This is a genomic window from Cupriavidus sp. GW821-FHT02F09, assembly GCF_059421605.1.
The window spans coordinates 30,278-42,932 of the sequence record NZ_JBWKVH010000021.1 but is presented as its reverse complement, the minus strand read 5'-3'; the positions used below and the strand labels follow the sequence as shown (position 1 = coordinate 42,932).

General features: G+C 64.6%; 14 protein-coding genes. 9 read left to right on the top strand and 5 right to left on the bottom strand.

Going from position 1 to position 12,655, the window contains the following annotated elements:
- Positions 1 to 198 precede the first annotated feature (198 nt).
- Positions 199 to 777 carry a TIGR01841 family phasin PhaP1 gene (phaP1, locus tag AC07XB_RS22375; protein ID WP_150987801.1) on the bottom strand — a complete coding sequence of 193 codons (579 nt, stop codon included), beginning with the start codon at positions 775 to 777 and terminating at the stop codon, positions 199 to 201.
- A 454-nt stretch (positions 778 to 1,231) separates the two neighbouring features.
- On the opposite strand from phaP1, the gene AC07XB_RS22370 reads away from it, so the two are divergent.
- From AC07XB_RS22370 to pbpG, 5 genes are all read left to right on the top strand, one after another.
- Positions 1,232 to 2,218, top strand: a complete 987-nt coding sequence (locus AC07XB_RS22370; protein WP_492826799.1) for a histone deacetylase family protein — start codon at positions 1,232 to 1,234, stop codon at positions 2,216 to 2,218.
- Complete coding sequence (locus AC07XB_RS22365) at positions 2,215 to 3,120, top strand: DMT family transporter (protein ID WP_492826797.1); 906 nt, start codon at positions 2,215 to 2,217, stop codon at positions 3,118 to 3,120. Before AC07XB_RS22370 ends, AC07XB_RS22365 begins: the two co-directional genes overlap by 4 nt.
- A gap of 22 nt (positions 3,121 to 3,142) precedes the next feature.
- Positions 3,143 to 3,595: an acyl-CoA thioesterase gene (locus AC07XB_RS22360; protein WP_150987792.1), complete on the top strand. Its 453-nt coding sequence runs from the start codon at positions 3,143 to 3,145 to the stop codon at positions 3,593 to 3,595.
- Between the two features lie 28 nt (positions 3,596 to 3,623).
- Positions 3,624 to 4,325, top strand: coding sequence for a nitroreductase (locus AC07XB_RS22355; RefSeq protein WP_492375934.1), 702 nt, complete (start codon positions 3,624 to 3,626; stop codon positions 4,323 to 4,325).
- A gap of 367 nt (positions 4,326 to 4,692) precedes the next feature.
- A complete protein-coding gene (gene pbpG, locus AC07XB_RS22350) occupies positions 4,693 to 5,838 on the top strand; it encodes a D-alanyl-D-alanine endopeptidase (RefSeq protein WP_492375935.1) in 1,146 nt (381 codons plus the stop codon).
- Positions 5,839 to 5,931: 93 nt separating this feature from the next.
- Here pbpG and AC07XB_RS22345 read toward each other — a convergent pair whose 3' ends face one another.
- The 3 genes from AC07XB_RS22345 to AC07XB_RS22335 form a co-directional block, all read right to left on the bottom strand.
- Positions 5,932 to 7,344 (bottom strand): FAD-binding oxidoreductase, encoded by a 1,413-nt coding sequence (locus tag AC07XB_RS22345; RefSeq protein ID WP_492375936.1) that lies wholly within the window; start codon positions 7,342 to 7,344, stop codon positions 5,932 to 5,934.
- A gap of 30 nt (positions 7,345 to 7,374) precedes the next feature.
- A complete protein-coding gene (locus AC07XB_RS22340) occupies positions 7,375 to 8,121 on the bottom strand; it encodes a FadR/GntR family transcriptional regulator (protein ID WP_492375937.1) in 747 nt (248 codons plus the stop codon).
- A 173-nt stretch (positions 8,122 to 8,294) separates the two neighbouring features.
- Positions 8,295 to 9,080 carry an IclR family transcriptional regulator gene (locus tag AC07XB_RS22335; protein ID WP_150987776.1) on the bottom strand — a complete coding sequence of 262 codons (786 nt, stop codon included), beginning with the start codon at positions 9,078 to 9,080 and terminating at the stop codon, positions 8,295 to 8,297.
- A 75-nt stretch (positions 9,081 to 9,155) separates the two neighbouring features.
- Here AC07XB_RS22335 and AC07XB_RS22330 point away from each other — a divergent pair, with 75 nt between their 5' ends.
- The 4 genes from AC07XB_RS22330 to AC07XB_RS22315 are packed head-to-tail and all read left to right on the top strand — an operon-like array spanning position 9,156 to position 11,769.
- On the top strand, positions 9,156 to 9,284 hold the full coding sequence (locus AC07XB_RS22330) for a hypothetical protein (protein ID WP_492807681.1): 129 nt from the start codon (positions 9,156 to 9,158) through the stop codon (positions 9,282 to 9,284).
- A gap of 33 nt (positions 9,285 to 9,317) precedes the next feature.
- A complete protein-coding gene (locus AC07XB_RS22325; RefSeq protein WP_150987773.1) occupies positions 9,318 to 10,043 on the top strand; it encodes a (Fe-S)-binding protein in 726 nt (241 codons plus the stop codon).
- A gap of 41 nt (positions 10,044 to 10,084) precedes the next feature.
- Positions 10,085 to 11,494: a LutB/LldF family L-lactate oxidation iron-sulfur protein gene (locus AC07XB_RS22320; RefSeq protein WP_492826794.1), complete on the top strand. Its 1,410-nt coding sequence runs from the start codon at positions 10,085 to 10,087 to the stop codon at positions 11,492 to 11,494.
- Complete coding sequence (locus AC07XB_RS22315; protein ID WP_492375940.1) at positions 11,494 to 11,769, top strand: hypothetical protein; 276 nt, start codon at positions 11,494 to 11,496, stop codon at positions 11,767 to 11,769. The genes AC07XB_RS22320 and AC07XB_RS22315 overlap by 1 nt, the downstream gene beginning before the upstream one ends.
- Positions 11,770 to 11,860: 91 nt before the next feature.
- Here the strand turns inward: AC07XB_RS22315 and AC07XB_RS22310 are convergent, their stop codons facing one another.
- Positions 11,861 to 12,655, bottom strand: a complete 795-nt coding sequence (locus tag AC07XB_RS22310) for an ABC transporter ATP-binding protein (protein WP_492375941.1) — start codon at positions 12,653 to 12,655, stop codon at positions 11,861 to 11,863.

Below are 12,655 nucleotides of genomic sequence, written 5' to 3'. Positions count from 1 at the left end.
GGCAAAAAAATCCCGGCGCATGGCCGGGAATGAATCGATATTGGAATACATGGAAACCAGATACCGAGGAGACACCGTAGGAGGCAGGGCGGCTTGGGTAGCCTTCCGTGCTGCCTTCGTTGGCAAAATGCGCTGGCCATGCCAGGCGCGCTTTGCCAACGAACCGGCCGAAGCCGGTCCGTTTCCTGCCGTCGCGGATTAGGCGGCGGTGGTGGCCTTCTTGGTCGCGGTGCGAGCCGTGGCGCTGGCTTGCTGTGCGGCCTTGGTGGCGGCGCTGGCGGCTGCCTGGAAGTTGGTCTCAGCGATTTCAACAGCTTGCTTGGTGGCCTTCTGGACCGACTCGTAAGCGTTGTTGGCGGCGCTGATCGCGGACTTCACGATGGCAACGGTCGACTCGGAGCCGGCCGGGGCGTTCTTGGCGAGGTTCTCGACCAGGGTTTGCACCTTCTTCGAGTTCTCGGCCAGCTGGGCTTCGGCGACCTTGGTGAATTCAGCCTGGGTTTCCGAGGCGATTTCGTACACGTGGCGGCTGTAGGCCAGGGCCTTTTCGGCAACCGGCTGGACCAGCGAGGTCTGGAGGGCCAGGAATTCCTGGGCGTCCTTGGCCGAGAGGGCCTTCTTGGCGTTGTCCACGTTTTCAGCGAACGTGGCCTTGACGACTTGCAGGTTCAGCTCGACCAGCTTTTCGATGCCTTCAAAAGCTTTGGTGGTCAGGCCAAACAGGGTTTCGAGGTTGGCTTTTTGCGCTGCGGCGACTTGTTCCGGGGTGAAGCTCATGCTGGTCTCCAATAATGAAGTTCAAGGTCATGCAAAATTAGGCCGCCCAGATGTCAAAGCCATGACGAAATCAAGGTTAAACCTGTTTTCTCGTCAGCCAGCCCCAGGCGTAAGGGGGTTATCGGCGCGCTCCGCTTGCTCTGCAAAATCGATGGTGCGCCGCAACAATTCCAATTGTAGGGAAAAGAAAAACGGTGTCAAGGGCTTCTTGTGCATTGCACAAATAACTGTTGTTGAAGTCGGTGCGCTGTCACATTTTGGCAGCGTAGCATCGGCAGGCGTGCCACGCCCGGCACCTTGCAGGGAGGAGGGACGGGAGGGGCCGCGCACCCTGGAGCCAGCACAGTGCTACCATCGCGGTCTGCCGGAATCGCCGTCTCCCAAGGGCGCAACCCGCCGGCCGATGCACCACGGCCAAGTTGCCGCGACCGGCCGCCCGCCTATGTTTGCCCTCATGCTCGCTTTTTACGCCGATCATTTTGTCCTGCCCCTACCTGAGGGCCACCGCTTCCCGATGCGCAAGTACAGCATGTTGAGGGAGACGGTCGAGCGCGACGTGCCAGGGCTGGTGCTGGTCGAGGCGCCGCGGGCCGGGGACGATGCCTTGCTGCTGGCGCACACGCCTGAATATGTCGCGAGCGTCTCCCTGGGCGAACTGGACCCGGCGCGCCAGCGCGAGATTGGCTTTCCGTGGTCGGACGCCATGGTCGAGCGCTCGCGGCGCTCCGCTGGTGCCACCATCGAGGCCTGCCGCGTAGCGCTGCGTGAGGGTATCTCGGTCAACCTGGCGGGCGGCACGCACCACGCCTATGCCGATAAGGGCGGTGGCTTCTGTGTCTTCAACGACGCGGCCATCGCCGCGCGCCAATTGCGTGGCGACGGCCGGGTGGCGCGCGTGGCCGTGGTCGACCTCGACGTGCACCAGGGCAACGGCACCGCCTCCATCCTGCGTGACGATCCCTTCGTCTTCACGCTGTCCTTGCATGGCGAGAAAAACTATCCCTTCCGCAAGGAGGCCAGCGATCTCGACGTGGGCCTGCCCGATGGCTGCGACGACGAGGTTTACGCCCAAGCGCTTCAGGGCGCACTCGATACGCTGTTCGCGCGTTTCGCTCCCGACCTGCTCATTTATCTAGCCGGGGCCGATCCGCATGAGGGCGACCGGCTTGGACGCCTGAAACTGACGCTGGCCGGGCTGGCCCGGCGCGACTGCCTGGTGTTTGACGCGGCCCTGGAACGCGGCCTGCCCATTGCCGTGGCCATGGCCGGCGGCTACGGCAACCAGATCGAGAATACCGTCGCGGTGCATGCGCAGACCATCGCACTCGCCGCGCAATATCACGAACGCTATGCCCGGCGCGACAAGCCGGACGCCGCTGGTGCAGGTGCGGGTGCAGGTGCGATCCTGCCCACTGGCGATACGGAGAAGGCGCAACGATGAGTGCAACCAGCCAGGCCCACGTGGCACGCGGCACCTTGTGGATGGCCGCCATGCCGTGGCTGTTCGTCGTGATCTGGAGCACGGGATTCATCGTAGCCAAGTACGGCATGCCGCACGCGGAGCCGATGACCTTCCTGTTTCTGCGCTTTGTCGGTGTGCTGGTGCTGATGGTGCCCTTCGTGTTGATGGCGCGCGTCCCGCTGCCGCAGCGCGCCGGGGCGACCGACTGGCGCATGGTCGGGCACATCGCGCTGGCAGGGCTGTTCCTGCAGGCGGGCTACCTGGGTGGCGTGTGGGCAGCGGTCAAGCTCGGCATGCCGGCGGGCGTCTCCGCGCTGATCGTCGGCATGCAGCCGATCCTGACCGCGCTGGCGGCCTCGCGCATGGGTGAGACCATCGGGCGGCGCCAGTGGCTGGGGTTGCTGCTAGGCATCCTTGGCGTGGGCCTGGTGGTGGCAAACAAACTGTCGGCCAGCGGGCTGTCCGCGCCAAGCCTGCTGCTGGCGCTGGGCGCCTTGTTCTCGATCACCTTCGGCACGCTGTACCAGAAACGCCATTGCCCGATGTTCGACCTGCGCATGGGCTCGGTGATCCAGTTCGCGGCGGCGGCGCTGGCCTGCCTGCCGTTCATGTTCCTGACCGAAACCCGTCACGTTGAGTGGAATGCCGAGATGGTTGGCGCGCTCGCCTGGTCGGTGGTCGCGTTGTCCATCGGAGCCATCTCGCTGCTGTTCCTGTTGATCCGCCAAGGCGCGGCCACCAAGGTATCCAGCCTGATGTATCTCACCCCGCCGACCACCGCCGCCATGGCGTGGCTGCTGTTCGGCGAGAGCTTCCCGCCGCTGGCCGCGCTTGGCATGGCCCTGGCCGCCGGTGGCGTTGCGCTGGTGATCCGCCGCTAATTTCCCCATTTCGCGCTTTTCGATGAAACCGACCGCAGATACCCGCAGCGCCTATCGCCATTTCCAGCCCATCACCACGCGCTGGATGGATAACGACGTCTATGGCCACGTCAACAACGTCATCTACTACAGTTATTTCGATACCGTGGTGAACACCTACCTGATCCGGGAGGGCGTGCTGGATATCGAGTCCGGCGACACCATCGGGCTGGTGATCGAGACGCAATGCAATTATTTTGCCGCGCTGAGTTTTCCCGACACGGTGGTGGCGGGGCTGCGCGTGGCGCGGCTGGGCAATTCGAGCGTGCGCTACGAAGTGGGCCTGTTCCGTAACGATGAAGACGTCGCTGCGGCGCAGGGCCATTTTGTTCATGTCTATGTGGATCGCGCCACGCGCCGCCCGGTGCCGCTGCCGCCCGCGTTGCGCGATGCCCTGCAGGCCCTGGTGTGCGAACCCGCGGATGCCGGTGCATGATCCGGCCCGCGCAGAGGAGTTAACAACCATGGATTCGCTGCAGAAACGGAGCGCCGCCCTGATCGATCAGGCCATCATCACGCGCCGCTCGGTGCGCGCGTTTCTCGATACGCCGGTGCCGCGCGACGTGGTCAACGAGATCCTGGCCGTGGCCAGCCGGGCGCCGTCGGGCACCAACGCACAGCCATGGCGGGTCTATGTGCTGACTGGCGATGCCAAGGTGAAGCTGTCGGCGGACGTGCTGGCCGCTTACGACGATCCGCAGCGCGACAGCAAGTATCGCGAGGAGTATCCCTACTATCCACGCGAGTGGGTGGCGCCGTACATTGACCGCCGCCGCAAGGTAGGTTGGGACCTGTACAGCCTGCTGCAGATCAGCCGCGAGGACAAGGCGCGCATGCATGCGCAGCACTCGCGCAACTTCACGTTCTTCGGTGCCCCGGTGGGCATGATCTTCACGATCGACCGCATCCTGGAGCTGGGCAGCTGGCTGGACTACGGCATGTTCCTGCAAAGCATCATGGTGGCGGCGCGGGCGCGCGGGCTGGATACCTGTCCGCAGGCGGCGTTCACCCAGTTCCACGCGGTCATCGGCAATCACTTGCGCCTGCCGGCGGATGAAATGGTGGTGTGCGGCATGGCCCTGGGCCATGCTGACCCCGCCGCCATAGAGAATACCCTTAGTACCGAGCGTGAACCGGTAAGCGGGTTCGCGCGTTTCTTATCTTAAGAAGCTGTCGGCGGCGAAGGCCCGCTTTGTGCCGTCGCTGCCGCTGCATGTTGGCTCGGGGCAACCCCACGGGCGGGTGAGAAAGATGAAACAGTGTGGAATTACCACAGTCGACGTCGGTCTTAATGCACGTGTCATGTGATGCGTGCCCCGCATTTGCCGTAATGTGGAATTGTTTGCAAATCGAACTTTAAAGAGGCTTCGTAAGTCTTTAATCTTGCTAACAATTTCTTTTTTTCCTAAACTGGCGCAATCCTAGTTGCGCGCTGAATGAATCATGTTCCGGTCTGATTCCCCCCTATTTTTGCGATTCTTCGGCTCTACCCCTCTTACTTCGGTTGCGGCCTCTGTGCTGTTGACCGTTTCCATGCTGGCCGCCCCTGTGGCCGATGCCGCGACGAAAACGTCGGACACCGCTAAAACCAGCAAAAAGTCGGCAAAAGTCGCCAAGTCCGAAAAAAAATCGGCAAATTCCCCCTCTAAATCCGCGAAATCCAAGCAGGTCGCGACCAGCGGCAAGGCCGAGCGCGCCACTACGCGCAAGGTCGTGGTACTGAAAAACGGTAAGCGCACCGTGGTGGCGCAGCGCCAGGCGGTACCGGTTCGTGCGGCGTTCATCCCCGCGAAACCCTCGCTGGGCGAGGCGCTCGGCCTGCGTGACACCGAAGACGCGCTCGCGCTGCGCTCCAGCGTGGCGCTGGTGATGGATCAGAACTCCAACGAAGTGCTGTTCCAGAAGAACGCCGCCGCGGTTCTGCCGATCGCCTCGATCACCAAGCTGATGACCGCCCTGGTTGTGATGGATGCGCGCCAGCCGATGGACGAGGTGCTCACGATCAACGAGGAAGACCGCGACAACGAAAAGCACAGCAGTTCGCGCCTGCGCTTTGGCGCGCAGCTCTCCCGTCAGGAGGCGCTCCTGCTGGCGCTGATGTCCTCGGAGAATCGCGCGGCATCGGTGCTGGGCCGCAGCTACCCGGGCGGCCTGCCGGCCTTTGTGCAAGCCATGAACCGCAAGGCACGCGAGCTCGGCATGAACGACAGCCACTTCGTCGATTCGAACGGCTTGTCGAGCAGCAATGTGTCGAGCGCGATGGACCTCGTGCGCATGGTCAACGCGGCGTACCGCAACCCTACCATCCGCGAGTTTTCGACGCAGACCGAGCATGAGGTCAATGTACTGGGCCGCACCCAGCACTACGTCAGCACCAACCGTTTGGTTCGCGGCGGCAACTGGGAGATCGGCCTGCAGAAAACAGGCTTTATCTCCGAGGCTGGCCAGTGCCTGGTGATGCAGGCACGCGTAAATGGCCGCAATGTGGTGATGGTGTTCCTGGATTCCGTTGGCAAGCTGTCCCGCTTCGCAGATGCCAACCGCGTCAAGGACTGGCTGGAACACGTGCAGACCGGGCCTGGCCGCCCTTTTCCGACGTCCCCAAACCTGACGCAGGGGCCTGGCAGCCCAACCAGCCCCCAGGCAATCCTGACCGCCCAGCAGCCTCGCGGCATCTGATGGCGGCGCCGGAGTGATCTGGCCGCCTGCTGCTTGAAATCAAAAAAACGCGCCGTCACCGGCGCGTTTTTCTTTGGGGCGTGGGCGGCGCGCTTAGAGCAGCTTGCCCGGATTCATGATGCCGGCCGGATCCAGCAACTGCTTGATGCCCTGCATCATGCGCAGCTCGAGTGGGTCCTTGAGGCGTAGGAAATCATCGCGCTTGAGCTGGCCGATGCCATGCTCGGCGCTGATGCTGCCGCCGTAGCGCGCCACTTCATCCAGCACTTCGGCGGTCAGCGCCTTGCCATGCTGCGCGGTCCAGTCGCGCTCCGTGCCCGCGGGGCGCGACAGGTTGTAGTGCAGGTTGCCGTCGCCGAAATGCCCGAAGATAAACGGGCGGATGCTGGGGCTGATGGCCTTGAGGCGCGCCTCCATCGACACCATGAAGGCCGGGATCTGCTCGATCGGCAGCGACACATCGTGCTTCAGGTGCGGCCCGTCGGCGCGCTGGGCCTCGGAGATTTCCTCGCGCAGCTTCCACAGACTCTGCAGTTGCGACAGCGACGCAGAGACGGCGGCGTCCAGGCACAGCTCGCGCTCCAGTGCCTCGCCAATCACGCGCTCCAGCAGCACGTTGAGGGCGGCTTCGTCGGTGGTGTCGGCCAGCTCCACCAGCACATAGGCGGGATAGCGTTGGCTGAAGGGTTCCTGCACGCCTTCCGCATGCTTGAGCACGAGGTCGACACAATCGCCGGTGAAGAATTCGAAGGCTTGCAGGCGAGCGCCGCACTGCGCGAACAGCAGCTCGAAGAGCTCCAGCGCCTGCAGCGGGGAGGCCACTGCCGCAAGCACCACCGAGCGTGCGTCGGTGCGCGGAAACAGGCGCAGCGCTGCCGCCGTGATGACGCCCAGCGTGCCCTCGGAGCCGATCAGTAGTTGCTTGAGGTCGTAGCCGGTGTTGTCCTTGCGCAAGGCGCGCAGGCCGTGAAAGATCTCGCCGTTGGGCAGCACGGCTTCCACGCCCAGCACCAGCTCGCGGGTCATGCCGTAGCGCACCACATTGACCCCGCCGGCGTTGGTCGCGAGATTGCCGCCGATCTGGCAGGAGTCCTCGGCTGCCAGGCTGAGCGGCAGCAGGCGATGCGCCTCCTGCGCGGCGCGCCGCAGGTTGCCCAGGATGCAGCCCGCTTCGGCGACGAGCGTGTTGGCGATGGTATCGATCGAGCGGATCGCGTTCATGCGGTCCATGCTCAGCACCACGTTGGCGGGGCTGCTGTCCGGCGCGGCACCGCCGCACAGGCCGGTGTTGCCACCCCGCGGCACCACCGGGACCGCGGCCTGCTGGCACAAGGCCAGGCAACGTGCCACTTCATCCACCGAGCGCGGGCGCACCACGGCCTGCGCGTTGCCACGGTAAAGGCCGCGCCAGTCGGCGAGCCACGGTGCAACCTGGTCTGGCTCGGTGGCGACCACGTCGGTGCCTAGCGCTTCGATCAGGCGGGGCAGGAAAGCTGAATTTTGCATGATGGGTCTATCCGGAGTGGCAATGCGGCTTCAGGCCGCGGAATGAGTGGGGTCCTGGCCGCTGGTGAGGGGCTTGCCGCGCGCTGCCAGTTGCAGGCCCAGGCGTGCCGCCGCGCCGCGCAGGTGGGCTACCGCCGCGGCGCGCGCTTGTTCAGGGTCGCCGGCGCGGATCGCGTGGAAGATGGCCAGGTGTTCCTGGTGGACCTGTTCGGACAGGCCTTCCTGCTGGCGGGTATTGAGCCGCGCCACATGCACGGCCTGGTGCAGTTGCAGGTTCAGGTACTGCAGCAGCTGCAGGTAGTACTTGTTGTGGGTGGCGGTGGCGATCGCCACATGGAAGGCCGTGTCTGCCTCAGCGCCGCGGTGCGGGTCGTGCAATTGCGCCGCGAGCCGGTCCAGCAGCGCCTGCATGCCGGAGACATCCTGCGCGGTACGCCGCAGCGCCGCCAGCGCGGCGGCGGCGCTCTCCAGATCGAGCCGCAGCTCGTAGATGCTGGCCAGTTCGTCGCGATCGATGCCGATCTCCTGCGGCAGCTGGAAGCCGGCATTGCCCACGCGCGAGCGCACCGTGCTGCCCACGCCCTGGCGGCTTTCGACCAGGCCTTGGGAGCGCAGGTGCTCGGTCACCTCGCGGATGACGGCGGGGCTCACACCGTATTGCTCGGCAAGCTGCTTGCCGGTCGGCAGCCGGGCGCCAACGGGGTAGGTGCCGCCGGCGATCTCGGCGCGCAACTGCTGGGTTACCTGTTCGGTGAGGGTAATGGCTTTGGTCCGCATGCCCAGCAGGATATAGCTATTCAGGTTATCTGAAAACTAAGGGTATATACCTAGTTCTCGATTGAGGCCCTGCGTGAGGGAAAGGGGAGAAGGGGAAGGGAAAAGGGAAGGGGGCGAGATAAGGGTTCGGCGCGAAGGGCGCGTGGCTTCCCGCGCCGTTCACCCCGCCGTGTTCAGGCTGCGACGTCAGTCGCGTAGCCCATGCCGCGCGAGATCTGCAACGCGGTGTCCTTCAGGTTTTGCAGCCAGCTGTCCTGCAGGCGGTCGGCCGGGGCCGAAAGCGACAATCCGGCCACCAGACGGCGCGAGTCGTCGTAGATGCCGGCGGCGATGCAACGCACGCCGAGTTCCAGCTCTTCGTTGTCGCGCGCATAGCCGTTGGTGCGCACCCAGTTGAGTTCGCGCTCGAGCTTGATCAGGTCGGTGATCGAGGTGCGGGTGTGGCCGGCCAGCCCGGTGCGGGTGGCGTAGTTGCGAACGCGCGCCACTTCGTCGGCGGCCAGAAACAGCTTGCCGACCGAAGTCAGGTGCAGCGGGGCGCGGCCGCCAATGGCGCGCACCACCTGCATGCCGGAGCGCTCGCTATAAGCACGCTCGATGTAGACGATCTCGTCGCCTTGCCGCACCGACAGGTTCACCGTCTGGCCCGTCACGCGGTGCAGGGCCCGCATCGGTGCCAGCGCGGCGTCGCGTACCGACAGCCGGGCCTTGACCAGGTTGCCGAGCTCCAGCAGCCGCATGCCAAGCCGGTAACTGCCCGGATCGGAGCGGTCCACAAAGCGGCAGGCCACCATGTCATTGAGGATGCGGTGCGCGGTGGACGGGTGCAGCCCGGTGGTCAGCGACAGCTCCTTGAGGCTGACCGGATCAGCGTGCTGAGCGAGCGCATCCAGCAGGGTCATCATGCGTTCGATGACCTGGATGGACGTCTTGCCGGGGGCTTTGTCTGCTTCTGCCATGGGGAAATGTTGCCGTGCGGCAAATTAAGCGGTTGCCTGATTCTATCTCGCATTGTGAAAATTTCAATAGGTGAAATGGCATTGCCGAAAGAATCTTCTGATTTTGCTGATGACGAATGTGTCGAAAAAGGCATGCAAAAATGCGGCGAATTCACCCCTGCCGTGCACGCTTTTGTATGCTGGCCGGTGCGCAAGGGCGCATAATTGCGGGGTTTCGGGGTCTGGAAAAGGGAAACAATGCGAGTTGGTCTGTTCGCCACCTGCCTGGTGGACCTCATGCGTCCGGAAATCGGCTTCTCGGTGCTCAAGTTGCTGGAGAAGGCTGGCTTCGAGGTGATGGTGCCCGAAGCCCAGACCTGTTGCGGGCAACCTGCCTACAATTCGGGCGAGCGCACGGCATCGCGCGACCTGGCGGAAAAATTCCTGCGCGAGTTCGAAATGTTCGACTACGTGGTGATTCCGTCCGGATCCTGCGGCGGCATGGTGCTGCACCACTATGCGGACCTGCTCGGCGACGACCCCGAGTTGAATGGCCGATACGAAGGCCTGCGCTCGCGCGTGTTCGAGCTGACCGATTTCCTGGTCAACGTGGCCAAGCTGGGCGAGTTCGATTCAAAGTTCACGGGCCGCATTACCTACCATGACTCTTGCTCCGGCTTGCGCGAACTGGGCGTCAAGAGCCAGCCGCGCGCTCTCCTGGCGCAATTGCCCGGTGTGCAACTGAGCGAGATGAAGGACTGCGAGGCTTGCTGCGGATTCGGCGGCACCTTCTCGGTCAAGTACGGCAATATCTCCACGGCCATCGTCGATGAGAAGTGCGCCAACATCAAGGCCAGCGGTGCCGATGCCGTGGTGCTGGGCGACCTCGGCTGCATGCTCAATATCGAAGGGCGCCTGCGCAGGACCGGCGACACGCGTACCCAGGTGCTGCATATCGCGCAAGTGCTCGCCGGTGATGCCTGATCCCGGCCAGCTGAAAAACAAACCTTAGCGAGATCCCCGCTATGCAAGTTCGCAGCATGGAGTTCAAAGCGCGCGCGGGCCAGAAGCTGGCCGACCAGCGCCTGCAGCAGAACCTCAAGAAGCTCTCCACCAAATTCGTCACGGCGCGCGCCGACGCCATCCGCGACATCGACTTCGATGCCACCCGCGAGGCACTCAAGGAGCGCCGCGACCGCGCGCTGCAGAACCTCGACGTCTGGCTCGCCACCTTCGAGGAAAACGCCACGCGCCGCGGCGCCACCGTGCTGTTTGCCGAGACCACGGCCGACGCCGCGCGGCTGGTAGCCGAAATTGCGCACAAGCACGGCGTGAAGAAGGTCATCAAGAGCAAATCGATGGTGACCGAGGAAATGCGCCTGAACCAGGTGCTGGGCGAGATGGGCGTGCAGAGCATCGAGACGGATCTGGGCGAATACATCCTGCAGATCAACGATGCCGAGCCGCCGTCGCACATCATTGCCCCGGTAGTGCACAAGGACAAGGAAGAGATCGCCGATCTCTTCGCCAAGGTCCACCACAAGCCGCGCCTGACCGATATCTCGGAGATGACGCGCGAGGCGCGTGAAGTGCTGCGGCCGGAATTCCTGTCGGCCGACATGGGCGTGACCGGCGGCAATTTCATCATTGCCGAAACAGGCTCGGTGGCGGTGGTGACCAATGAAGGCAACGAAGGCATGTGCACGGTGATGCCGCGCGTGCATGTGGCCGTGACCGGCATCGAGAAGGTGCTGCCGACGCTGGAAGACCTGGCTACCGTGATGCGGCTGCTGCCGCGCTCGGCCACCGGGCAGGCCATCTCGAATTACTTTTCGCTGCTGACCGGCCCGCGCGCCGAGGGCGAGCGTGACGGCCCGGAGTATATGTATTTCGTGCTGGTCGACGGCGGGCGCAGCGGCCTGATCGGCGGCGACTTCCAGGACATGCTGCGCTGCATCCGCTGCGGTGCTTGCATGAACCATTGCCCGGTGTACCAGAAGATCGGCGGCCATGCCTATGGCTGGGTCTACCCGGGCCCGATGGGCAGCGTGCTGACGCCGAGCTATGTCGGCATCGCCAATGCGCTGGACCTGCCGCAGGCTGCCACGCTGTGCGGAGAATGCAACCGCGTGTGCCCGGCTTCGATCCCGCTGTCGGACCTGCTGCGCAAGCTGCGCGAGAAGCAGATGGAGCGTGGCCTGCGTCCCTGGCAGGAGCGGCTCGGGCTGCAAGTGTGGGGCTACGTGGCGCGCCGCCCGGGGCTATACGCCTTCGCCACCCGCGTCGGCGCGCGCTTGCTTGCGCGCATGGGCGGCAGCAGCAAGCTGATTGCCAGCTTGCCGATGGCGGGCCGTGGCTGGACCGAGACCCGCGACCTGCCGGCACCGAGCGGACGCACGTTCCGCGAACTTTACAAAGAAAGGAGGGCGCGTTGATGGCCACGACCACGAACAATGCACCGGCGCTGGCAACCATGCGCGCCGCACTTGAACAACACGTCGGCGGCCAGCTCGCGGCCGATGGCCTGGTGCGCAGCTGGCGCGAGGCAGCTCCCGGCCTGGTGCTGCCGCCGATGTTCGGGCAGGCGATGGAAGAGCTGCTGCGCCGGCTGGAGATGGCGGCGGTATTCGCGCAGGATAGCTGCTCGTTCTCGAGCACCGCCGTCACCGACCAGCTCAAGCGCTGGCTGGACAAGGCGGCCACAGCCTGAGCAGCCACACGCCGTGCCCGAATGCAAAAGGCCCCCGCTCAAGCGGGGGCCTTTTGCATGGGTGCGTGGCTAAGCGAACGAAGCGCGAGGCTCAGCCCAGCAGCAGGGCATCATCATCCAGTTGCTCATGCCGTGTCTGCTCGAACATGCGCAGCAGGTCCGGCACGTCCAGCCCGGCGCGCTGGTCGCCCGACACGTCCAGCACCACCTGGCCCTGGTGCAGCATCACCGTGCGTTGCCCGTAGTCCAGCGCCTGGCGCATGCTGTGCGTGACCATCATCGTGGTGAGCTTGGCTTGCTCCACGATCTTGGCGGTCAGCTCCAGCACGAAGGCGGCGGTCTTCGGGTCCAGCGCAGCGGTGTGCTCGTCCAGCAGCAGGATCCGCGAGGGCTGCAGCGAGGCCATCAGCAAGCTCACGGCCTGGCGCTGGCCGCCCGACAGCAGGCCGATGCGGTCGGTCAGGCGGTTTTCCAGGCCGAGGTTGAGCAGGCGCAGCTTGTCGCGGAATAGCTCGCGCGAGGGCTTGTTCAGCGCCGCGCGAAAGCCCCGGCGGCTGCCGCGTGCCATGGCCAGCGCCATGTTTTCTTCGATCGTCAGTGCCTCGCAGGTGCCCGCCATTGGGTCCTGGAAGACGCGCGCCACCAGCGGGGCGCGGTCCCAGGCCGGCTTGCGCGTGACGTCGACGTCGTCGATCGTGATGCGGCCGGTGTCCACCATCTGATCGCCGCTGATGGCATTGAGGAAGGTGGATTTACCGGCGCCGTTGGAGCCGATCACGGCAACGAACTGGCCCGTCGGGATATCCAGGCTGAGGCCGCGCAGCGCGCGCGTCTCGATCGGGGTGCCGGGATTGAAGGTGAGTTTCAGGTCTTGTGCGCGCAGCAT